Origin of the sequence: Heyndrickxia sp. FSL W8-0496, from assembly GCF_038007825.1 — a bacterium.
In the GTDB taxonomy this organism is placed as follows: domain Bacteria; phylum Bacillota; class Bacilli; order Bacillales; family Bacillaceae_C; genus Heyndrickxia; species Heyndrickxia oleronia.
Map to the genome: position 1 here is coordinate 1,212,017 of NZ_JBBOXX010000001.1, position 22,474 is coordinate 1,234,490.

The following is a 22,474-nucleotide window of genomic DNA, read 5'->3' on the forward strand; positions in this document are numbered from 1 at the left end:
AGTATTATTGGGAGTAAGAAGGTAGTGGTCATTTGAAAATATCATTGGCAATGATTGTGAAAAACGAAGAAAGAAATATCAAAAGATGTATAGATAGTGTAAAAGAGCTAGTGGATGAAATTGTGATTGTCGATACGGGTTCAACTGATGATACGTTGAACATTATTAAAAAGTTGCCTAATGTAAAATTATTTCATTTTGATTGGTGTAACGATTTTTCTCTCGCTCGCAATTATTCTATCGATAATGCATCTGGAGAGTATATATTAGTTTTGGATGCGGATGAATATGTAATAGATGGATCAAGAGACGAATTAAAAAGAGTAATATCTAAAAATAAAATAGGACGTCTGCAAATTAATAGCAACTATAAAAAGGATAATTTGGAATACATATCAAAAGCATATGTTTCCAGATTTTTTCCTTGTAATGTGAGGTATAACGGTGCCATTCATGAACAACTTGAAACCCAATTACCTAGAATGGACATGGATTTTATAGTGGGGCATAGTGGCTATTATGAAACAAATAAAAGTGAAAGAAATATCCCTCTTTTATTAAAGGAAATACAAAAAAATCCAAACGATACATACTACATGTTTCAACTGGGAAAAGAACTTAGAATCAATAAACGTTATGAGAAATCGTTTTATTTCCTACTTCAGGCCTATCATTTAACTTCCAAAAATGTATCTTTTTATAATGAATTGATAGTTGAGTTAATTAACTGCGGAAAAGAATGTAACAAAAAAGAAGTATTACAAATAATAAAACAAAATGAAGAAACATTAAAAAATGTTTCCGATTTCCATTTTGCGAAAGGGCTATTCTATTTAGAGTATTGCTTAAAAAACCCCTCTATTGCGGATCAATATCTAAACAATATAGAGAGTAGCTTTTTAACGTGTATAGACCTAAAAGATAATCTTCATTCAGAGTATGTTATTGGAACCAGTAGTTGTTTAGCACCATATAATTTAGGGGTTTTCTATGAAGTGACGGGGAATATAACTAAAGCAAAAGAATATTATATTATGTCTCATGATCAAGGTTATCAACAGGCCACTAAACGTTTAGAAATGTTGAATTTAGCGTAGTTTTTATTCGAGTTATTAATAGTTTTAAACTATCATTTTTAGAAATCTTCTTATTATGGTTGATGCCTAAATATAGAATGAAAAATGCAAGGCGTGTCTTCCACACTTTTTCAGGGTAGTATGAGTGGACATACATAGATAATGTGCAATAAACCCGGATATGACATCCAACTTATTTATAATAAGGATGAATTATGAAGCGTCAGTTGAAAATTCACTAAATAATATTGAACAGATTATCAAAATGGTAGTTTAGTTGAACGCCCAATTGACCTACCTTATACATATAACGAGTAAATTCGATAAACTTATTATAAGTTGAAGTTAAACAGAGAAAAGAGGCTAACTTTAATGTTTTTAAGAAGAAAAAAGAAGATTTCTGAGTTACTTGAAACAGTATCTGAAATGCTTGGTGTACTTAATAACTTACAGAATCCTGAAAATGCTATTTATGATTGTTTGGCTGCTTTGGAGGCAATTTCTATACAATTGGATCGTGAAGAAATTAAGCCAAAAAAGACTGTTGAACAGCTGCAAATTATCGAAAAATCTTTTGAAAATTTGTTAAGTAATGATACTCTTTTTAATGAAAATTTTATTACAGATTTAATTAATCAGGTTTTTTCACTAAAAGTATTATTTAATGAAGAGGTTAAAACGAAGTTAAAAGTTGTCTTTTTTCCCTATAAAGCATCGATGTGGGATAGTCTTGCATCTGTGTATGAGTCCGCTGTAGAGGATGAAAATTGTGAGGCACGTGTTGTTCCCATTCCTTACTATCAACTCTCTAAGAATGGGGCGATACCTACTTATGAGGGAGAGCATTTTCCAGCTGATATTCCTATAACACATTATAGTGAATATATTTTAGAGGAAGAGCAGCCGGATATTATTTTTATCCATAATATTTATGATCAATATAATACTCTTACTCGTGTATACAAAGAATATTTCACTTTTAATTTGAAGAAGTATACGGATATGCTTGTTTATGTCCCATACTATATTTCCTCTTTTATTTCTCACAAGAAAGGTGAAGGCTTCTATCCATATAGTAATCCATCAATAAAAAATATAGATAAAATTATTTTGATAAATGATGTTGAAAAGGAAAAAGCAATTAGAGAAGGAATTTCAATAGATAAAATTCTTGTTGCAGGTTCTCCTAAACTTGACGCTATGATAAATGCATTAAGCAAGGAAATTGATTATCCTATAGAATGGAAGGAAAAAATTAATGGGAAAACAGTTTATCTAGTGGATACCGGGTGTCTTTATTTTGCTAACCAGCCATTTAAAGCTTTAGAACACTTAATAGATATTTTTAATATACCAAGATTTATTGAAAATTCTATTATTATTTGGCGACCACATCCGCTTACTAAAACTTCCATTTTAAAATATGTCCCTTTCTTTTTTGAATACTATCAGAACCTGACTAGAACGTCTATTAAAGAAGATCCGTTGTATAAAGATATTATTTTTGATGAAACAGATAGCTACTTCCCGGCATTAGTAGCTGCTGACGTTATAATTTCTAAAGAGGGATCTCTTCTTAATGCATATTTATTGACTGAAAAGAAAGTTTTATATTGGGGAGAAAATATGCCTGAAAATTCATTACTCCCTCCTAATGTCTTTTATTATGTCATGGATCGTTCTGAACCTTGGTTCGAATTAGTTAAAAAGTTTTCAAAAGGGTATGATCCTTTAGCTAAAAATCGTAAAGGAATTGCGAAAAAGCTCTATATTAATCCCGATGGAACATCTGGAAAGAAAATATACTTAGCGATCAAAAATGAGGTATTAAAAATTTCAAATTAATATTATTTTGGCAGAGGATTCTATGAATAAGCTAGTAAGAAAGGATGAGAAAAGTGCAAGCTATCATTTTAGCTGCAGGTATGGGAAAACGTTTAAAAGAATTAACGTATAATAATACAAAATGTATGGTGAAAGTAAATGGCGTAACCCTTATTGAAAGGATGCTTCGACAATTAGATTCACATGGTCTTTCTAGAATAATAGTTGTTGTTGGTTATAAAAGTGAAGAATTGATTGAATACATTTCGTCATTAAATGTCAGTACTCCTATTATTTATGTAAACAATGAAAACTACAGTCAGACGAATAATATTTATTCTCTATATTTGGCAAGAAAGTATTTATTAGAGGAGGCTACTCTCTTATTAGAGTCAGACCTTATTTTTGATGACTCAGTATTATACAAAATAGTAGATAATCCATATCCAAGTTTAGCTTTAGTTGACAAATATGAAAGTTGGATGGATGGTACTGTAGTAACTTTAGATAAAGAAAATAACATATTAAGTTTTTTGGATAAAGATCATTTTAAATTTGAAGAAATTCAAAGTTACTATAAAACTGTAAATATATATAAGTTTAGTAAAGAGTTTTCCACAACTCATTATGTACCTTTTTTAGAGGCATACAGTAAAGCACTTGGGGATAATGAATATTATGAACAAGTATTAAAAGTAATAACACTGTTGGACAAGCCAGAGATAAAAGCAACTATTCTTAGTGATGAATCTTGGTATGAAATAGATGATGTACAGGATCTTGATATAGCAGAATCCATATTTACAACATCTACTGAGGATAAATTAAAAAGAATACAAAGAAGATATGGAGGGTATTGGAGATATCCGGACCTAATTGATTTTTGCTATCTTGTTAACCCATTTTATCCCACACCAAAATTACTAGACGAAATAAAAGCTAATTTTGAACGTTTAATTTGCGATTATCCATCAGGAATGGAGGTTAATAGCCTTTTAGCTGCTAAGTATTTTGGAATAAAAAAAGATCATGTGGTTATTGGAAATGGAGCAACTGAACTTATTAAGTCATTAATGGAAAGATTACCTGGGAAAATTGGAATACCTTTTCCAACATTTGAGGAATATCCAAATAGAAAACGACCTGAAAATATCATTCCATACTATCCTGAAAACTGCAATTATTCTTATACAGCTGAAAATTTGATGGATTTTTATATAGATAAGGGCATTTCCGTTTTGTTATTAATCAATCCAGATAATCCGTCTGGTAACTACATCAAAAAAGAAGATATCTTAAAAATTGCAGCATGGGCAAAAAATAGAGAGATTACTTTTATTGTGGATGAATCTTTTGTTGATTTCTCAGAAGAGGAGAATGCTACTCTTTTAAATGAAGAAATATTAATTGCCTATCCAAATCTAATAGTTATTAAGAGTATTTCAAAATCCTATGGAGTACCGGGTTTACGTTTAGGGGTTCTTGCTTCTTCTAATCGAGAAATAATTAATTTTATAAAAAGTGATGTTGCTATTTGGAATATTAATTCCTTTGGAGAATTCTATATGCAAATTTTTGAGAAGTATAAGAGTGATTATGAAGATGCTATGAGACAGTTCAAAGAAGTAAGAAGAGAGTATATAGAAAAACTCTCAGCTATTTGTCATTTACGGGTTATTCCATCACAGGCCAATTATGTGATGTGTGAAGTACTTGGAGGTTATTCAGCAATAGAACTGACAGGGAAGCTGCTAGATCAGTATAATTTATTAATTAAAGACTTATCTTCAAAAAATGGGTTTAATGGTGAATATATTCGAATAGCTGTGAAACGTCCTGAGGAAAATGAGCAACTGATTAATGCTTTAAAGACGGTGTTAGAGTGATAAACGAAAAACAAAATCAATTTAGTAAATCTAAACAACTCAACGTATGTATTGTTGGTGGTGGAAATATCGGTTCTCTTTTACTGGGGGATATTGGATCAAAAAGTAATGTGTCAGTTAGACTATTTACTTCCAGTCCTGAAAAATGGAACGATGTTATAGATGTTTGTTCTATTGACAATAGTGTCAAATACTCTGGAAAAATTGATTTAATTTCGAATAAGCCCCAAGAGGTTATTGGAGACGCAGACATTATTCTTTTTACAGTTCCCTCAAATATTTTCCTAAGTATTTTTTTAAAAATAAAACCATTTATAAAGCCAAAGACATGGGTTGGTGTAATGCCAGGAAATGGTGGTATTGAATTTTATGCAAAGGAAATTGCAGAAACTGGATGTACACTTTTTGGTTTTCAAAGAGTACATGGTATCTCAAGAGTCAAAGAATATGGAAAATCTGTTTATGATTTAGGAAAAAAAAGAGAGGTACATATTGCTGCAATTCCTTCTGAGAGAACAACAGAAGTATGTTCAGTAATGGAAGGGTTGCTTGATTTAGCATGCAATCCTCTTCCTAACTATTTAAATATTACCCTCACCCCGTCTAATCCTATCCTTCATACAACTAGACTTTATTCTTTGTTTCATGATTACCATGGGGATTTGTATTGGGATAGGATAATTGATTTTTATGAAGAATGGACGAATGAATCTTCTCGAATGCTAATTGCATGTGATGAGGAGCTACAGAAATTGTGTAGCAAGCTGAAGGGGCTTGATTTGACAGGTGTTAAATCGTTAAAAGAACATTATGAATCAAAGACTCCTGAAATGTTGACTGATAAAATTAGTAATATACCTGCTTTTAAAGGAATAAAAAGCCCTATGTTAAAAGCTGAAAGAGGTTATATCCCTGACTTTCAATCGCGTTATTTTCTTGAGGATTTTCCTTATGGTCTCTGTATTATAAAAGGCTTTTGTGATGTTGTCGGAATAGATACACCAGCTATTAATAAAGTTCTCTGGTGGTATGAGAAGATTGCAGGAGTTTCATATTATAGGGATGGCGAATTTAATGGAGTTGATTTAGTAGATTTACCGTTACCTCAAAATTATGGCCTAAAATCAATTGAGGACATTATTAAATATTATATGTGAAATAGATTTAAGTTGGTGGATATATGAGAATTGATTTAATTGAAAAATCATTTATTAATATTAGTGGTAAATTATATGACTCCGAATTTATTAATTTGGTTAATATTAAAGATAATAAAATTTCATTAGATGAAAGGACCTTGTTTCTTACAATACAGGAAAAGGAAATTTTAAATGCACAGTCGATTAGGGGCTTCGATGATGCAGTGTATGTTTTTAAATATAAAAATGTATACGGCCTAATTGCAGATTTATCAATTAAGGAATATGACTCTGGCAGAATTAAGTGTCATGAGTTAGTTTTACCAGATACAGTCCAAGGGATGCTAAGCAATCTTCATGGATATAATTGTGAGGCTGCTCCCATTTTACTTGGTCATAGAAAAAAAATAGACTATAAATCGTATATTGATAGGTTACAGTACAAAGATAGATTTAGTCTAAGTGAGGATTTTGTGATTTATGTGTTTTGTGGGGAAGAAGCCACTAAGATAACAGAAGAATTTTTAGATGAAGAACATATGTATGTGGCCGATGGGCACCACCGATTATATACAACTTCGTTATCAACTTTTAAGAATTCAGTTTTCTCATGTTTAATTAGTTTGGATTATCTGGATATTCAGCCAATCCACAGGATCATACCAAATGTTGATGCACAGTTGTTTGAAAAGGCTAAGGATTTTATTTATAGTAGATTTGAAGTTTTGTCAGGAGATACTCCATTATCCAAAGGCAAAATCCGTATAGGATATGATAAAGAGAAGTTTGTTGTTAATCTTATTGATTTAAATTCGGATGCATTTTGGAATAATGACATTTATAGGTTAAATACGCAAATAATTTCGCAGGCTTTTCGTATTTTTGATACAGGAAGTCTTAGATATTTATCCAATGGTGAATTAATTAAATACAAAGAAATATCTTCGAAAAAGGATGTAATAATTGAAACATTTCCGATAGGAAAAGAAGAATTTGTGGAGTGTGCAAATAAGAATTGTATTATGCCACCAAAATCAACATTTTTTTCACCTAAATTTCCATCGTTTTTAATATTTAAACAGTATAAATAATTCAAAGCATATTAATATCTGACTTTTTAAATCAAGTTGGTCTGGGGTTTCATACATCATTCAAAATGAAGGTTGGCCCCTATCTAAACATAAAATTAAACAGAATTTTTATTCAGATAATTTGATAAAGATTTTAATAGGTAATGAGCTAAATGATGTTTTTGGGATGGATATGAGTAAAGATACTAAAAGTGCAGCACTCCACTGGGGAATTCTTGAGGTACTAAAAAGTATATTAAAGAACTTCTATATTCCTTACCTTCATTTAAATAGACTTAACTTTTTTCTAATTTACTTAAAAATGCTCTCTAAATTGGATTTCTGTGTCCAAATTAGGAGGTACTCTATTAATAGCTGTTATAAATGTATTTGAACTTCATCATATTGTTTTCCTTTTGAATGCTAAGTATATAACGTTGGGGTTTTTGTTTCCTAAAGTGAAAACCCTTTTTTTTATACAGTTTATTCCCCCAGAATTAAACCTAAAAATCCATAAAATAAACTAACGTCATATTTCACTTTCTTAGTCCAATGGTTTAGTAAATGTTTTCAATTTTTAGTAGTACTTGAATAATTTTTTTGGTTAATCGTAGGAAAAAAATGGACAGGAGGTGTTTTCGCTATTAATTGACGATTTTTTTATGTGATTTCTAATTGAAATTTTGAAATAAAGTTAATGTTAACTGTGAGTTTAAAGTATTTATTAAACTTTATTCATAGTTAGTCGATATAAAGTATAGAAAATAATATATAAATAGGCTTTTTAAATTAATTATTTCATAGGTGTATTAAATAGAATAAAAGGAGTGACAAACCCTATGGTAATGAGAATCAGTGGTTTAGCTAGCGGAATGGATATCGATTCAATCGTAGAAAACCTAATGAAAGCTGAAAGAGTTCCACTTGATAAATTGGAGCAAAAGAAGCAAACTATGGAATGGCAAAGGGATGACTTTCGAGAAATTAACACAATGATGTTTAACTTGGATAAAATGCTATTTGATGTAGTAATGAAGCAAAGTACATATATTAAAAAATCAGTAAATATCTCTGATCCTAATATGATTTCTATTAATAACAAAAATTCAACTGTTGATTTTTCCGGTAGTATTAAGGTTAAAAGCCTTGCTACAGCTAGTAGAGTAGTTAGTGGTTCTACAGGTGTAACTGACTCATCTAAAACATTAGATCAATTGTTTCCAGGTATGTCAGGGACTCAAAAAATAAAAGTACAGGCCATTAATTCAAAAGGTGAGCTAGAGGAGAAGGAGCTTGAATTCGATCCTTCGACCGCTACATTGAATGATGTCATGAGTCAGGTTAATCAGAAAACGGGTGTGTCCATGTTTTTTGATTCTCAAACTGGTAAGCTTTCTGCTACTTCTAAAAATACTGGAGCAGAATCCATTACATTGACTGATGTATCAGGTGATTTATTTTCAAATTTAAAACTTACAGGAAGTGAAGCTGTTTCTACCAAGGGAACGAATGCTTTAATTGAATACAATGGAATTGAGACAACAAGAACGTCGAATACTTTTACTATCAATGGATTTGAAATTACATTGAAACAAGCAGATCCAAATAAGGAAGTAACATTTAACTCTAAACCAGATGTTGATGCTATTGCTGATACAATTGTAAAATTTGTTGATGAATATAATAAATTAGTAGAAAAATTAAACACAAAACTGACAGAAAAAAAATATCGAGACTATCAGCCATTAACTAGTGAACAAAGGAAAGCAATGGAAGAAAAAGATATAGAACTATGGGAGGAAAAAGCTAAAAGCGGAACTCTTAGAGGTGATTCAGTACTTTCCTCTAGTTTAACAAAAATGCGTACAAACTTGTATTCTCCAGTTTCTGGACTATCAGGTATCAATCAATTGGCGGAAATTGGGATATCTACCACTAAGAATTATTTAGATGGTGGTAAGTTAGAAATCGATATGGATAAGTTAAAAGAGGCTATTTCAAAGGATCCGAATGGAGTTTATTCATTGTTCGCAAAAAAAGGAGATACAACCGCAGAGAAAGGTCTTGGTCAAAGATTACGTGATTCATTAAAGTCAACAATGGAAAGCATTGAAAAAAAAGCGGGGAAAGATTCTAGTGTAAATAATACTTTTTCCATTGGAAGATTATTGAATAATGTAAATGATCAAATGGATTCCTTAAAAAGTAAATTAGTAGATATTGAAAGTCGCTATTATCGACAATTTACAGCGATGGAACAGGCAATACAAAAAGCCAATTCCCAATCAGCATATTTAATGCAATTTTTTAGTTGAGGATAATTATAGAAAGGGTATTGATAATGTCAATAAATAATCCTTATCAAACGTATAAAAATAATACAACTGTAACTGCATCACCAGGTGAATTAACCCTTATGCTTTATGACGGATGCATTAAATTTGTTAAACATGCAAAAAAAGCTATTGAAAATAAAAATATAGGGGATAAAAATCTATATATTCAAAAATCACAAAATATTATTCAAGAATTAATGGTTACATTAAAAATGGAATATCCTATATCAAAGAACATGATGTCTCTTTATGATTATATTAATCGTCGATTAATTGAGGCGAATATTAGAAGTGATGTTTCCATTCTTGAAGAGGTTGAAGAACTAGTTACAGAATTTCGTGATACTTGGAAACAGGTAATCCAACTAAATCGTCAGAAAAAATATGCTTCTAATGATGGTCAAGCATAATGAAATTTTTTCAGGTTTACTATCAGTTAACTGATGAATTGATATCTACTCTTCGAAATATTAGCCAAAATAATCGTGATGAGGCAATCACTTTGATAAATGATTTATTAAATAAAAGAGAACAGACCCTATTAAAGATTCAACCACCATTTTCAGATGAAGAAAAACATTTTGGTGCAAAGCTTGTACAAATGGAAAAAACATTGAAACAGCTATTAGAAAAAGAAAAACAAAGTATTCAAGGCAATATGGCACAGTTATCCAAAACAAAAACATCCATGAATAAATATATTAATCCCTATCAAAACATGCAGACAGATGGTTATTTTTACGATAAAAGAAAATAGAAAAAAGGATAACATCGTTCAAACGAGTTATCCTTTTTTGTGTAATTGAGATTTATTTGTTCTAGACTAAAAATAATTTCAGAAAGATATCTTTAAACGAATAATCCTCCAAAAATTTACAAATAACTAACCTAAAACCACTCCGAGGCTAAAAATGTTCTTACTATACACTTCTACTATCGTCTTCAATATTATCGCATATAAGTACGTTAAAGAGATGTCAGCAAATAAAATTGTCCATATCTGGCTTTTCACAATCTCTTTACAATTACTCTTCGATACATTTATCGATTTAAAATATCATGGTTATTGGTATTTGACACAGGGGATTGATTATTTAGCGTTTCCCGCTTACACCCTTTTAATTCCCCCAATCAATGTTTTGTTTTTAGAGTATTTTCCTTTTGGTAGATCAATGAAAGGGAAGGCATTGTATATTATCATTTGGACCATACTTTTATTACTTTATGAAATGCTAGTCAATCTACCACCACCATGGGGATATTTTCATTATGGGTGGTGGAAGTTCTGGTATTCCTGTTTTATGGATCCTATCTTGTTGTTGATTTTGATCGGCTTTTACAAAATTATTACTAAATTAGAGAAGAAGGTTAAGCTGGGACACTAGGGTCAGGTTTCATGTCCCAGCTTTCGATTATGGAGGAACAAAGGTGACGGATACCTATTTTTTCGACTTTCATATTTACGATGAAATTTGCATAATTCCCTAACATAATAATCCCTGAAGGATTTAATTATGATCGAAAGAAATATATAGTAAGAATACTATCAAAAAAGATAGAGGTGATCATTTTGAAGTTTTCATATGACTATATAAAAAGTGGGAATGCAACTTGTGTGTTAGAGATGGGGAAGGATAGGATTGAAATTTCTCCGACCTTTCATTCGGATGCGCTTGGTGATTTTGTTTCTTATTTGGCATCAATCCATCCTTTATGTAAGTTAAGCTGGAAAGAAGGCGCGTTTCACAAAATAAATGGAGGGATTACGTGGGAGACAGGCCCATATTTGCTGCGTTGGGAATTCAAGCGTGATTTTGAAGACTTAGAAATTAAGATTACAGAAGAGCAAAACCCGATTATTGATAGAAAAGGAGATTCTAAATTAATTAGAAAAGTATTAGAAGCAAAATGTAATTTTGATGAATTTGTTTTATGTGTGGTCAAAGAGTTGGATCGGGTGATTAAACAACGGGGGATTTTGGGATATCGACAAGAATGGCAAGGTTATACATTTCCTATCGATGGATTTTTAGCTTTGAAATATGCCTGTCTATATAAAAAACCCTTCGAGATTACAAAAAAGAACAATGGTACATCATTAGAAGCTGAGCTAAATTTATTGATGGAGAAAATAGATTTTAGATAAAATAGGACTCTCTAAAAACTGTACTTCAATAAATTATCGAATATAGCTCGTCAAAAGCTCCATGGTATCACACGCTTTTAGATAATCAAAGAAAGCGGCTACTTGGATTCTTTTAAGTTGTTAAACCATCTCTAAGCGGTAGCCGATAATTTTTAATAGATCCTATGATCATTTATGTTTGATAGAGTAACTAATCATATATATTTTTTTGCATAGAATATGTCTGCAATCTCTAGGTTATCACGGTTTCAACTGATACTTTTTTATTTTTAAATACAAGGTATTTCTACTTATTTTCAACAAACTCGCAGCTTTGCTGATATTCCATTCAGTAGCATGTAAAGCTGTTTTAATGGCCTCCCTTTCAGTGTTGATCAGAGGAGGGGGTGGCTCAAATGAATATGTTGATTCGCTTTTTTGTTCATACTCATTTATAAATTGTAAATCCTCTACACCGATTTCATTTCCTTCTATCAGAAAAGCGGCTTGCATGAGAACACTGTGTAATTCGCGAATATTTCCCGGCCAATGGTAGGATCGGAGCTTTTCTTTTGCTTCATTTGTTAGTTGAAGAAAAGGGTGATTAAGTTGTAATAGTAAATGGTCGGTTAGTTCGAGGATGTCAGATCTTTCCCTTAATGGGGGAAGTGTGATGAAGATGCCTTTTAAACGGTAATACAAATCCTCTCTAAATCGTCCTGCCTGAACCTCTTCACGTAAGTTTTTATTTGTTGCAGCGATGATTCTGGTGTCAATGGTTTTCTCCTTTATTCCACCAATGCGAGTGACCTTTTTTTCTTGTAATACGCGGAGTAAGGCTGCCTGTGCTTTTTTGGACATGTCACCAATTTCATCAAGGAAAAGGGTACCTCCGTTGGCTGCTTCGAATTTCCCTGGTCCACCTTCTCGATTTGCACCTGTAAATGCCCCTCGTTCATACCCAAAGAGTTCACTTTCTATTAAACTTTCAGGGATAGCACTACAATTAACTGCTATAAATGGCTGCGATTTACGAGGGCTTGATGTGTGCAATGCTTGAGCAACTAATTCTTTGCCTGTCCCACTTTCGCCGTAAATGATGACTGGATAGTCTGTAAAGGCTGCTTTGTTAATTATTTTTTTTATTTTTGTGATTTGCGGACTACTGCCGATAATTTCTGCTGTTGAATAAAGCTGTGAATCCTTTTTTCTAGTTGTATGTAATGAAACAATGGAGCGCGCAGATTGATTTGCTTGATCAGAGATCACCCCGATTGCCTGTCCCTCCTTATGGTAGAACTCTTTTCCAAGACAATCCTTCCCAAGGAGCCTATGAGTTGCATGGTTTGCACGTATGATTCTTCGTTCGTGGTCGAGAGTTATGAGCGGGAAGGGATAATAATTTGTCGTTAGTTCTAATTCCTTCGTAGCTAACAGTTTTTCTTGATTTGCCTGCTCAAGAATTAAGCGATTATACACTGATTCAGCCATCATACTAACTAATGCAATCATCGATGGGTGAAAATCCTCCTTGCGTGCACTAATATTAATCGCACCAATAAACTCACCACTTGGAGAATAAATGGGGCTTGCCGCACAGGTAAGAATATGGTTTTTGACAAAGAAGTGATGCTCTGCGTGGGTGGTGACTAATCTTTTTTCATGTAGGGCAAGACCAATAGCATTTGTCCCTTTTATTTCCTCCGACCAGTTTGCGCCAACCTCCATATAGTTGAAAGCAACATCTAATTCTAATTTTCCTGCTTTTTGAATAATGATTCCATTCCGATCTACGATGACAGTCACTAATCCCTTGTTCGGAAGGGTTTTGTACAGCTTTTCCAATAAAGGTGTGGTCTGGTCAAGTAGGAATTGATTTTTTGCGAGAGCTTTTTCCAAGTCGATTCCGGTTAAAAGCTGATTATTCATAGGTCCATTAGGGTCGAGCCCATATTCTTGACAGCGTCTCCAGGACTGGTTGATTAACTCTTTGGGATCCATCATACGTAGAGGTGACATTATTTTTTCCTCCTTTATCAAATAGCTTTTACTGAAATATATTAGCTTTCATCGTTTAAGATGCACTAAAAAATTGCGCATGTCTTTCATCCTGTACTAATTTAGGACAATATTTGTTGATGTTTAGGACATATCGTTTGGTTGAGCAATAAAGTTTGCCGAAAATTCCTGCTTTTATAAGTTGGCATGGAAATTGCTTATTAATAGAACGAGCAATACATTATTTATAAAAAAGGGGAGGAAGCTAAATGGTTGGAAACAGAGCAGTGGCATATATGGGACCTGGGAAAGTTGAGGTACAGGATATTGGTTTTCCTGATTTAGTGTTAAGGGATGGACCTGGGGTGAATCCGTTAAATGTAGGACGCAAATGTAATCATGGAGTGATTTTAAAGGTTGTAACGACAAATATTTGTGGTAGTGATCAGCATATGGTCCGCGGGAGAACAACAGCCCCTACTGGCTTAGTGCTTGGACATGAAATTACAGGAGAAGTCATTGAGGTAGGTAGTGATGTGGAATTTATTAAAAAGGGTGATCTTGTATCGGTGCCATTTAATATTGCTTGTGGACGGTGTCGTAGCTGTAAAGAGGGGTCAACCCATATTTGTGAAAATGTAAATCCAGATCGTCCGGGCTCTGCTTATGGTTATGTAGATATGGGCGGTTGGGTAGGAGGGCAATCTGAATATGTAATGGTGCCTTATGCTGACTTCCAATTATTAAAGTTCCCTGATAAGGATCAAGCAATGGAGAAAATTAGAGATTTAACGATGCTTTCCGATATATTCCCAACAGGCTATCATGGTGCAGTAAGTGCTGGAGTGAAACCAGGTTCGACTGTATATATTGCTGGAGCGGGACCAGTTGGTTTGGCTGCTGCTCATTCAGCGCAATTATTAGGAGCAGCTGTTGTCATTGTTGGTGATTTAAATGCAGAACGTTTAGCACAGGCGAAAAGCTTTGGATGTGAAACGGTTAACCTGCGTGAACATACTGATCTTGGAGAACAAATTGAGCAGATACTTGGAATTCCAGAAGTGGATTGTGCTGTTGACTGTGTAGGGTTTGAAGCATCCGGACATGGTGCCAATGCTGGGGAAGCCCCTGCAACCGTACTAAATTCGATTATGCAAGTGACACGTGCAGGGGGAAGGCTTGGAATTCCAGGTCTTTATGTAACCGGTGATCCTGGTGGTATTGATGAGGATGCCAAAATTGGAACGTTAAAAGTCCGTCTTGGATTAGGCTGGGCAAAAGCACATACATTTGTAACAGGGCAAACCCCAGTCATGAGATATCATCGTGATTTAATGTCCGCGATTCTTAGTGGTAGAGCCCAAATTGCAAAGGCTGTGAATGCAACAGTTATTTCCTTAGACGATGCTCCTAGGGGATATCAGGAATTTGATCAAGGTGCATCTAGAAAATATGTCATTGATCCACATGGGCTTGTGAAATAAGTTGGTGAAGCGTCCGACAAGTCATTAAAGTTTTCTACTATGAGAACAAAAAGTGTAGAAAAACCTCATTAAAATAAGCCTCCGATTATTTTTGGAGGCTTATTTTTTGTGGGGAAATTGGGACATAAGATCCGGTCCATTGTCCCAATTATATTAAATTATTTAGAAAAGCGAATGATAATACACGACAGCGTAGAGGTTTATTGTATAATAATGGTATCGTTATGACTGGTGAATCTTTTATTGCTTAAGTACTAGAATGATAATTTTTCAACGGTTTGAGGGGTGTGCAATGAAAGAGAGAATTTTGCAATTAACACAACTGGCAGAAATTTCGAACCATGGGCATATTTTATATATGTATGATTCATTGGATGGCTATTTGAAAAATGCAATTTCATATATTTTAACGGGGTATAAGCAAGGGAATCAACTATTATTAATTGATAATGATGAACGCTATAATCTTATTGTTCATCGTTTAAAAGAAATACTTCAATCGGACGATTTGTCATTTTTACATTATGTGAATAATGCTGAGTTTTATCGATTACACGGAGATTTTCATTGTGATAGTATTATTCGTCATTTTAATCGCCTGTTGGCCCCTTTTTTTGAAGAAGGAATTCCTATTCGCACATGGGCACATGTTGAATGGCTGGGACAGGGGGTTGATCATTTAAAGCTTGAACACTATGAATATGTTTCGGATCAAAATATAGAGAAATCAGGAATTATCTCTGTTTGTGCCTACGACGGTCAGTATGTTACAGCATCGCTTCAAAATAAATTACAAAGAAGTCATGAGTATCTCATGACAGATAGTGAATTGGTTAAGTCAACATTATATAAAATGGGTGGGATGGTCGATTCGTCCTTATCGGTTCAAGAAATACATAATAAAACAGCTAATAAATTAAAGGCAACGAAGCATCAATTACAATCCTTTATTACCAATAATTTCGATCCTGTCATTATCTATGATCATTCTGATCGAGTCATCTCAGTCAATCTAGCGTTTGAAAAAACCTTTGGGTGGTCTCGAGAGAGCATATTAGGATTAAATGCAACAGAGTTACCTATTCTTCCAGAAGACCGAAAGTTCGAATTTTATAGAAATAGGAGCTTTACATTACGTGGAGAAAAGATTGATGAGTATGAAACAGTAAGATATACGAAGGATGGTCACTTGATTCATGTGTTGGTATCATGTTTTCCTTTATTGAATGCAGAAAATTATAATGATGGTTGGGCAGTCATCATTAAGGATATCAGTGAGAAGAAACAGGCACAGGAGCTATTAATTAGAAGTGAACAACTTTCAATCGCTGGTGAACTTGCGGCAGGGATTGCTCATGAAATCCGTAATCCTATTACGTCAATAAAAGGTTTTTTTCAACTTCTTCAATCTGATACATTGGAGAATAATACTTATTATGACATTATTCTATCAGAAATAGAAAGGATCGAAACGATACTTAGTGAATTATTATTACTTGCAAAACCACAAGAGGTGAATCTTGTTTCGATTAATCTATGTATGTTGCTAAATGATGTTATCGTTTTAATGGATGCCCAAGCAAATATGAATAGTGTTCTCATGATAACTGAATTTGAAACGGAAGAATTATTTATCAAATGTGAAGAAAATCAAATTAAACAGGTCTGTATTAATTTTATAAAAAACGCGATTGAGGCAATGGCTGAAGGAGGGAAGCTTGTTATTCGGTTAGAAAAGAAAGAGGATGAAAAGGTTCTGATTAGCTTTATCGATGATGGCTGCGGCATCCCAAGTAATGTACTAGATAAATTAGGACAGCCCTTCTATACTACGAAGGAAAAAGGAACAGGACTTGGATTTATGGTAAGTAAAAAAATTATTGAAAATCATAAAGGAACTGTTACGATCGAAAGTGAAGAAAATAAAGGGACAAAGATTGTACTAACCCTTCCTTTATAATTAGGGATAACGGGTTGTAAAAGGATGATAAAACAGAATAAAAAGGCCGCCATTGTTGCGGCCTTCATCTTTTTTCCTATAGTTAATATATGCCTCCAACAAAAGAAGCCCCAATAATGATAAGTAAAATAAACAACACAACAATTAAAGCAAATCCGGCACCAAGTCCACCACCAGCTACAACCTCACTCATAAAAACACCTCCCATTCAGATTATTTTATGTATATGACCCAATTTGGTTAAAAGAAAATTATATAGGGGGTCTGACCCCCAATGCGGTAAAGTGTTAAAGGATGCTAATAAGGAGATGCAACAAAGTCGGTTTTTAGCGAAAAAAGTCGAAAGTTGTAAGCGGATTCACGAAATTCATTTTTCAGACATTAACAATTTTATTCATTAGAGGGAGTATAATGTGAAATTGGAAGTTAAGTATTTAATATTTAGTAAGTTAAGTATTAATAAAGTTAAACGTATGGAGTAGGAGAAAGGTCTTTAGGGAACGACTTATTCATCATATGGATGGTCTTTTTTTATGCAAAAAATTATATAGTTAGAGAATTGAAAGGAACTGATGATCATGGCCATAGAATATGGTCTAGTACCAAATGAAAGTTTTGAAAGTCTTTATTCGGAAATTTGTCTCAGTCATAATCAAGTGAAACAAATGTTGAATCACTATCTAAACTCTATTAGAAATATGACGATACAATTAAATGAAGAAACTTTAATCAAATTGACAAAAGGTCAAGTGGTAGATGTCCTACTAGAAAACTTAAAACGAAAGGAAATTGTCGAGTTAATACATATGCTTACAATGATTAATGCGAGACAGTCAGATGTGAGTTCATATATGACATATATACTATCAGGTATTTTAGCTTATAAAGAAAAGAAGGGATTCAAGTGAAAACACTAAATAAAATTTCGGTGAAATTATTATTTGCCATTTTAGTTATGACGGTCATTATTAGTACGACCATTGGCGTGGTGAATTATACTTTTGCTAAAAAGGAACTTATTGCGAGTGGGAAATTAGATTTACAACACTTAGTTAATACATCAATGGCTACATTAGAGGCTTTAAACAATGCAGTTAAAGAGGGGTCTCTCACTTTAGAAGAGGCACAGGAAAAAGCTAGGGAAATTTTAAATGGACCAAAAGTAGAAGATGGCAAATTAAACTATAATTTTTCACAATCTCCATTTGTTTACAAAAAGAATGGATATATTTTTGCTCTAAAATCAAATCGTGAGGTTAGTTTAAATCCACTAACACCAATTGGTACGAATGATACATCAAAAACCTCAGTTGAAACTCGTGATCATTTAATTAAGGCTGCACAAGCTGAAAATGAAAAGGATCATTTTTATATATATGATTGGAAAAATCCAGGTGAAGATACAGCTCGTGAAAAAATCTCGTATATGACTTATTTCGAACCTTGGGATTGGAATATTGGGATTGGGGCATATACAGATGAATTCTATGATTCTTTACATATGATGAAATGGTTAACCATCATCCTTTGTGTAGGTATTTCAGTAATCTGCTTAGGTATTTTCTACACTGTAGCAAGAAAGAAATTTAGATTGCTTGAAAAAATCTCCGATGCTTCTTTGGAAATTGCTAACGGAAATTTAAACATAGAAAAACTCCCTGAATCCTCTGATGAACTAGGACATCTAAGTTCTTCATTTAATAAAATGGTCATGGAATTAAAAGCCATGGTCAAACAATTACAAGGATTAAGTACGAACTTAGTAGATTCTGCAACCAATTTATCGGCCATATCTGAAGAAACATCAGCAAGTGGTGAAGAAGTTGGACATGCACTTGGAGAAATTACGAATGGAATGGTTGCTCAGGCTGCTGATACTGAAGATACAAGTAAAAATATAGAATTACTAACTGAATCCATTGAGAAAATGAATGAACATCACCATCTGATGAAGAGTACGACCGATATTTCTGAAGAAGCAGCATCTAATGGCATGAAGATGGTTGAGTTATTAAGAAAATCAAATGATGAATCCGTTAAGGCATCAGATGAAATTAGTGTTGGAATTACGAATCTATATAATAAAATTCAAAACATTTCTAGCATTACGAAGACCATCAATGGCATTTCTGAACAAACGAATTTATTAGCATTAAATGCAAGTATTGAGGCAGCAAGGGCTGGAGAACATGGAAAAGGCTTTGCGGTTGTTGCTCAAGAGGTAAGGAAGCTTGCAGAAGGATCTAACCAAGCAACGATGGAAATTCAACAAATGATTGCTGAAATTGAGAAGGAAACCGAATCAACCGTAATGGCCATGTCAAACACAATTCAGCATTCGCAACAAATGAATGAAGTAGTGGAGAAAACGGAAAATGAATTCGAGCATATCCATTCAACTGTTTCTAGAACGGTGAAAGCAATTAAATATTTAAGTAAAGAAATTGAAACCATAACAGCTAAAAGTGAAGAAATCACTGGAGCCATCCAAAACATAGCAGCCGTTTCACAACAATCGGCAGCTTCTGCAGAGGAAATCACGGCATCTGTCGACGAACAAATGAATGCAATGGAAAACAGTGCAACACTTGCAGAAAATCTAAGTAAATTAAGTGAAGAATTAAACCACACCATTCAAAAATATCAACTATAAAAGGGACAGGGGGACGGTTCCGACGTCCCGATGGGACAAGAGAACCGACCCTCTGTCCCTTAAGCTAAACTTTTCCAATTCTCTGCCGATATTAATGATAGAATATTCAAAAGGGAGAGGTAAAGATGATGGACCGTATAGGGGGACAGGTTCAACCGATTTCAACGATATCCAATTCCACTCGTGGAGAAATGAAAAATGATCATGCATTAGAACCGGTTCCATTGCAGAAAAAAGATGGGGGAAATCCAGAAACAAATGTAAATGAAAAAGATAAAGCAAAGTTAGAAAAAGTAGTAGATAGCATGAACGAATTTGTTTCTGCATCGAATACTCATTTGAAATTTGAGTTTCATGATAAATTAAATGAGTATTATGTTACAGTCGTCGACGATTCCACACAAGAAGTGGTGAAGGAAATTCCTTCTAAGAAAATGCTTGATATGTATGCAGCGATGACTGAATTTCTCGGTATTATGGTAGATAAAAAGATTTGATATCGGAAGAAAAGGGCTGTCTGACTTTTTGCATTTCAGACAGCCCTTTCATGAGGTGATTTTTTAGAGGGAAATTTGTTGTTTAGTACAACCAAAATTTCCTTGTGGAGGTTATTATTATGCCTATTTTTAATGTAATGGAGGAAATTGTCCGTAATGCACTTATGGAGCATATGGAACAATTAAGATTACCTTGCACCTGTGAACGCTGTATTGATGATGTTATGGCTTTGTCATTAAATCATTTACCACCTAAATATATTGTAAATGAAGGAGCAAGTCCTATTGTTCGCGCCTATTATACTGCTGACCGTCAAGGCGCGGCGAACATTATTAGCATTTTGTTTCAAGCAGCAGAAACAGTTTCAAAAAATCAACGTTGTTCGAATCGAGTAGACTAAGTAAAAAAAGCAGCAATTCGAATTGTTTACATACTAGGGGGAGCCTATGAGTTGGTTTAAAAAAACAGAAAACAGCAAGAGTACAGTTAAACAACAAGATAGATTACCAGTGTCAATATCTTTAGATTTGTCAGATCAAGAGTTAATGAAGCAAATGGAAATGATTCATTTTACAAAGGAAGATATTCGCGCCATTGCATCAATTAAGACTTTCGTAGATCAAAATATCGATAAAATAGTGGACGATTTTTATAAAGCATTAGGACAACAGCCAAATCTTTTTGAAATCATTAATCAATACAGCAGCATCGAGCGATTGAGTCAAACATTAAGACGACATATTTGTGAAATGTTTGAAGGGAAGATAAATCAGGAATTTGTTGAAAAAAGAATTAAAATTGCGATTATCCACCTTCAAATCGGCCTAGAACCTAAATGGTATCTAGGTGCCTTTCAAAATTTATTTTATTCCTTAATTGAGATTGTGGAAGAAAATATTGATTCAAAAGCTGAAGTGATTGAGATCATTAAAAGTATTTCTAAACTCCTTAATTTTGAACAACAAATTGTCCTTGAGGCATATGAAAAAGAGTTTCGTAGATTTCGGAAAAAGCATGAGGAAGAGAGAATCTTAATAGAGCAAAAAATTGCCGATGTTTCTGAAACATTGTCAAATTTCTCAGATCGAACAAATGAGTTTATGACACAATTAAACCAACAATCTGTTGATATGCTTGCAGTAGCCAATGAAAATGTAGAAATTGCAAATATAATGGAAAATGAAGCGAATAGCAGTAAGGACAAATTACATCAAGAGCAGCAATTAATTAATAATATCGAAACGAGCACAAGAACGATTAATGATCGAGTGAAAGATTTAAAAAAGGCTTCAGAACAGGTGCATTCAATTATTTCGATTATTACGAGTATTGCTGAACAAACGAATTTACTGGCTTTAAATGCAGCAATTGAATCAGCAAGAGCAGGAGAATATGGCAGAGGATTTTCCGTTGTTGCTGACGAGGTTAGAAAGCTAGCGGAAGAAACTAAAAAATCCATCGGTAATGTTTCAACATTAATCGAAGGAATTAATAGCCAGATTGAAGATGTAACTTCATCAGTTGAAGAGGTATCTCATTTGACCCAAGAAAGCTCAAAAGAAATTTCCAATATGGATGTATTTTTTGAAAAGATACTTCAAGCTGCTGAGAAAAATAAACACCAAAGTGGTGTGACGAAGGCAGAATTAACGCAAACATCTGACATTATTCATCAAGTTACGAAGCTAATGGAGCAAATTTCCGGTTCATCGGAGGATTTAATGAAGCTTTCTCAAAAATTTTAAGCAGCATTAGTTAAGCAATCAGCGAAAAGAGGGAATGAGGCGCAATGAACCTCGTTCCCTCTTTTATTTGGGTGTTTTCGTCTAGTTGGTTGCTTTTGGTAAGTCCCTATTACCGACGTTTATCCTAATAAAGGCTTAAACGTGTCTAAAAAAAGAGCCTTTTATTTACAAATATATTTCTTACCAGTAATATCCAGGATAGCCATACCCATATCCATATGGATAACCACCATAAAGTGCAGGTCCTAATAAAGCTGTGGTTGCTAGACCTCCGAGAAATCCTCCGAAAAATGGCCCTCCAAAAAAGGGTCTACCGAAAAAAGGTCTACCGAAAAAAGGTCTACCAAAAAAAGGTCTTCCAAAAAATGGCCTTCCGAAAAATGGCCGTCCAAACTGCCTTTGATCCAAGTCCACATTCCAATTTGGGATTTGATAATATTCAGGGTTCATCAAATTTCCTCCTCTTTTTTCTCTTTGAATTTTTATTACATATTCCCTAAATAGTATGAAAGTGGTTAGAAAATGGACTGGGTAAATGTCCCATTTAATAATGAAAAAATTTCTATTTTCTAAAAAGCTTATCTTCTTTCATAAAGTGATTGGAAGGGTTTTCAAAAAATACAGAAAAGTATAGAGTAATATGCTATAATTTTCAAAATTAGATTTATTTTTGGGGGAAG

General features: G+C 33.5%; 20 protein-coding genes. 17 read left to right on the forward strand and 3 right to left on the reverse strand.

Annotated features, from left to right (window positions below):
* The first annotated feature begins 32 nt into the window (after positions 1-32).
* The 10 genes from NST63_RS06055 to NST63_RS06100 all read left to right on the forward strand — a co-directional run bounded on the left by NST63_RS06055 (position 33) and on the right by NST63_RS06100 (position 11,477).
* Positions 33-1,097 (forward strand): glycosyltransferase family 2 protein, encoded by a 1,065-nt coding sequence (locus tag NST63_RS06055; protein ID WP_251345377.1) that lies wholly within the window; start codon positions 33-35, stop codon positions 1,095-1,097.
* A gap of 351 nt (positions 1,098-1,448) precedes the next feature.
* Entirely contained in the window at positions 1,449-2,921 is a 1,473-nt protein-coding gene (locus NST63_RS06060; protein WP_212944641.1) for a hypothetical protein, read from the forward strand.
* A gap of 53 nt (positions 2,922-2,974) precedes the next feature.
* On the forward strand, positions 2,975-4,786 hold the full coding sequence (locus NST63_RS06065; protein WP_341041584.1) for an aminotransferase class I/II-fold pyridoxal phosphate-dependent enzyme: 1,812 nt from the start codon (positions 2,975-2,977) through the stop codon (positions 4,784-4,786).
* Positions 4,783-5,943, forward strand: coding sequence for an NAD/NADP octopine/nopaline dehydrogenase family protein (locus NST63_RS06070; protein ID WP_212944639.1), 1,161 nt, complete (start codon positions 4,783-4,785; stop codon positions 5,941-5,943). Before NST63_RS06065 ends, NST63_RS06070 begins: the two co-directional genes overlap by 4 nt.
* Before the next feature lie 23 nt (positions 5,944-5,966).
* A complete protein-coding gene (locus tag NST63_RS06075; RefSeq protein ID WP_212944638.1) occupies positions 5,967-7,016 on the forward strand; it encodes a DUF1015 family protein in 1,050 nt (349 codons plus the stop codon).
* Positions 7,017-7,834: 818 nt separating this feature from the next.
* Entirely contained in the window at positions 7,835-9,310 is a 1,476-nt protein-coding gene (locus NST63_RS06080) for a flagellar hook-associated protein 2 (RefSeq protein ID WP_212944637.1), read from the forward strand.
* Positions 9,311-9,336: 26 nt separating this feature from the next.
* Positions 9,337-9,741 (forward strand): flagellar export chaperone FliS, encoded by a 405-nt coding sequence (gene fliS, locus NST63_RS06085; protein WP_212944636.1) that lies wholly within the window; start codon positions 9,337-9,339, stop codon positions 9,739-9,741.
* Entirely contained in the window at positions 9,741-10,088 is a 348-nt protein-coding gene (locus tag NST63_RS06090; RefSeq protein ID WP_212944635.1) for a flagellar protein FliT, read from the forward strand. Before fliS ends, NST63_RS06090 begins: the two co-directional genes overlap by 1 nt.
* 154 nt (positions 10,089-10,242) lie before the next feature.
* On the forward strand, positions 10,243-10,716 hold the full coding sequence (locus tag NST63_RS06095) for a hypothetical protein (RefSeq protein ID WP_341041587.1): 474 nt from the start codon (positions 10,243-10,245) through the stop codon (positions 10,714-10,716).
* Positions 10,717-10,901: 185 nt separating this feature from the next.
* On the forward strand, positions 10,902-11,477 hold the full coding sequence (locus NST63_RS06100) for a hypothetical protein (RefSeq protein ID WP_341041588.1): 576 nt from the start codon (positions 10,902-10,904) through the stop codon (positions 11,475-11,477).
* A 240-nt stretch (positions 11,478-11,717) separates the two neighbouring features.
* On the opposite strand, the gene NST63_RS06105 is transcribed toward NST63_RS06100, so the two are convergent.
* Positions 11,718-13,475 carry a sigma-54-dependent Fis family transcriptional regulator gene (locus tag NST63_RS06105; RefSeq protein ID WP_341041589.1) on the reverse strand — a complete coding sequence of 586 codons (1,758 nt, stop codon included), beginning with the start codon at positions 13,473-13,475 and terminating at the stop codon, positions 11,718-11,720.
* Positions 13,476-13,723: 248 nt separating this feature from the next.
* Here NST63_RS06105 and fdhA point away from each other — a divergent pair, with 248 nt between their 5' ends.
* Both fdhA and NST63_RS06115 read left to right on the forward strand, forming a co-directional pair.
* Positions 13,724-14,938: a formaldehyde dehydrogenase, glutathione-independent gene (gene fdhA / locus NST63_RS06110; protein ID WP_058002945.1), complete on the forward strand. Its 1,215-nt coding sequence runs from the start codon at positions 13,724-13,726 to the stop codon at positions 14,936-14,938.
* A gap of 292 nt (positions 14,939-15,230) precedes the next feature.
* Complete coding sequence (locus NST63_RS06115; RefSeq protein WP_341041590.1) at positions 15,231-16,898, forward strand: ATP-binding protein; 1,668 nt, start codon at positions 15,231-15,233, stop codon at positions 16,896-16,898.
* 82 nt (positions 16,899-16,980) lie between these two features.
* Here the strand turns inward: NST63_RS06115 and NST63_RS06120 are convergent, their stop codons facing one another.
* Entirely contained in the window at positions 16,981-17,091 is a 111-nt protein-coding gene (locus NST63_RS06120) for a YjcZ family sporulation protein (RefSeq protein ID WP_071976525.1), read from the reverse strand.
* 385 nt (positions 17,092-17,476) lie between these two features.
* On the opposite strand from NST63_RS06120, the gene NST63_RS06125 reads away from it, so the two are divergent.
* The 5 genes from NST63_RS06125 (at position 17,477) to NST63_RS06145 (ending at position 21,794) form a co-directional block, all read left to right on the forward strand.
* Positions 17,477-17,806 (forward strand): hypothetical protein, encoded by a 330-nt coding sequence (locus NST63_RS06125; RefSeq protein ID WP_212944630.1) that lies wholly within the window; start codon positions 17,477-17,479, stop codon positions 17,804-17,806.
* The gene (locus tag NST63_RS06130) at positions 17,803-19,551 is read left to right on the forward strand and encodes a methyl-accepting chemotaxis protein (protein ID WP_341041591.1); all 1,749 of its coding nucleotides are present in this window, start codon (positions 17,803-17,805) and stop codon (positions 19,549-19,551) included. Before NST63_RS06125 ends, NST63_RS06130 begins: the two co-directional genes overlap by 4 nt.
* A gap of 125 nt (positions 19,552-19,676) precedes the next feature.
* Complete coding sequence (gene flaG / locus NST63_RS06135) at positions 19,677-20,048, forward strand: flagellar protein FlaG (RefSeq protein ID WP_212944628.1); 372 nt, start codon at positions 19,677-19,679, stop codon at positions 20,046-20,048.
* Positions 20,049-20,167: 119 nt separating this feature from the next.
* A complete protein-coding gene (locus NST63_RS06140; protein ID WP_180212477.1) occupies positions 20,168-20,449 on the forward strand; it encodes a late competence development ComFB family protein in 282 nt (93 codons plus the stop codon).
* Between the two features lie 46 nt (positions 20,450-20,495).
* Positions 20,496-21,794, forward strand: coding sequence for a globin-coupled sensor protein (locus NST63_RS06145; RefSeq protein WP_341041592.1), 1,299 nt, complete (start codon positions 20,496-20,498; stop codon positions 21,792-21,794).
* Positions 21,795-21,974: 180 nt separating this feature from the next.
* Here the strand turns inward: NST63_RS06145 and NST63_RS06150 are convergent, their stop codons facing one another.
* Positions 21,975-22,244: a hypothetical protein gene (locus NST63_RS06150; protein ID WP_216384749.1), complete on the reverse strand. Its 270-nt coding sequence runs from the start codon at positions 22,242-22,244 to the stop codon at positions 21,975-21,977.
* Between the last annotated feature and the right edge of the window lie 230 nt (positions 22,245-22,474).

What these genes read in the sequence shown, in the direction of transcription:
- NST63_RS06145 (WP_341041592.1), top strand. Translation starts at nt 20,496, where the DNA reads ATGAGTTGGTTTAAAAAAACAGAAAACAGCAAGAGTACAGTTAAACAA.
- NST63_RS06095 (WP_341041587.1), top strand. Translation starts at nt 10,243, where the DNA reads ATGTTCTTACTATACACTTCTACTATCGTCTTCAATATTATCGCATAT.
- NST63_RS06075 (WP_212944638.1), top strand. Translation starts at nt 5,967, where the DNA reads ATGAGAATTGATTTAATTGAAAAATCATTTATTAATATTAGTGGTAAA.
- NST63_RS06150 (WP_216384749.1), bottom strand. Translation starts at nt 22,244, where the DNA reads ATGAACCCTGAATATTATCAAATCCCAAATTGGAATGTGGACTTGGAT.
- NST63_RS06125 (WP_212944630.1), top strand. Translation starts at nt 17,477, where the DNA reads ATGGCCATAGAATATGGTCTAGTACCAAATGAAAGTTTTGAAAGTCTT.
- NST63_RS06115 (WP_341041590.1), top strand. Translation starts at nt 15,231, where the DNA reads ATGAAAGAGAGAATTTTGCAATTAACACAACTGGCAGAAATTTCGAAC.
- NST63_RS06090 (WP_212944635.1), top strand. Translation starts at nt 9,741, where the DNA reads ATGAAATTTTTTCAGGTTTACTATCAGTTAACTGATGAATTGATATCT.
- fdhA (WP_058002945.1), top strand. Translation starts at nt 13,724, where the DNA reads ATGGTTGGAAACAGAGCAGTGGCATATATGGGACCTGGGAAAGTTGAG.
- NST63_RS06105 (WP_341041589.1), bottom strand. Translation starts at nt 13,475, where the DNA reads ATGTCACCTCTACGTATGATGGATCCCAAAGAGTTAATCAACCAGTCC.
- fliS (WP_212944636.1), top strand. Translation starts at nt 9,337, where the DNA reads ATGTCAATAAATAATCCTTATCAAACGTATAAAAATAATACAACTGTA.
- NST63_RS06120 (WP_071976525.1), bottom strand. Translation starts at nt 17,091, where the DNA reads ATGAGTGAGGTTGTAGCTGGTGGTGGACTTGGTGCCGGATTTGCTTTA.
- NST63_RS06080 (WP_212944637.1), top strand. Translation starts at nt 7,835, where the DNA reads ATGGTAATGAGAATCAGTGGTTTAGCTAGCGGAATGGATATCGATTCA.
- NST63_RS06140 (WP_180212477.1), top strand. Translation starts at nt 20,168, where the DNA reads ATGCCTATTTTTAATGTAATGGAGGAAATTGTCCGTAATGCACTTATG.
- flaG (WP_212944628.1), top strand. Translation starts at nt 19,677, where the DNA reads ATGATGGACCGTATAGGGGGACAGGTTCAACCGATTTCAACGATATCC.
- NST63_RS06060 (WP_212944641.1), top strand. Translation starts at nt 1,449, where the DNA reads ATGTTTTTAAGAAGAAAAAAGAAGATTTCTGAGTTACTTGAAACAGTA.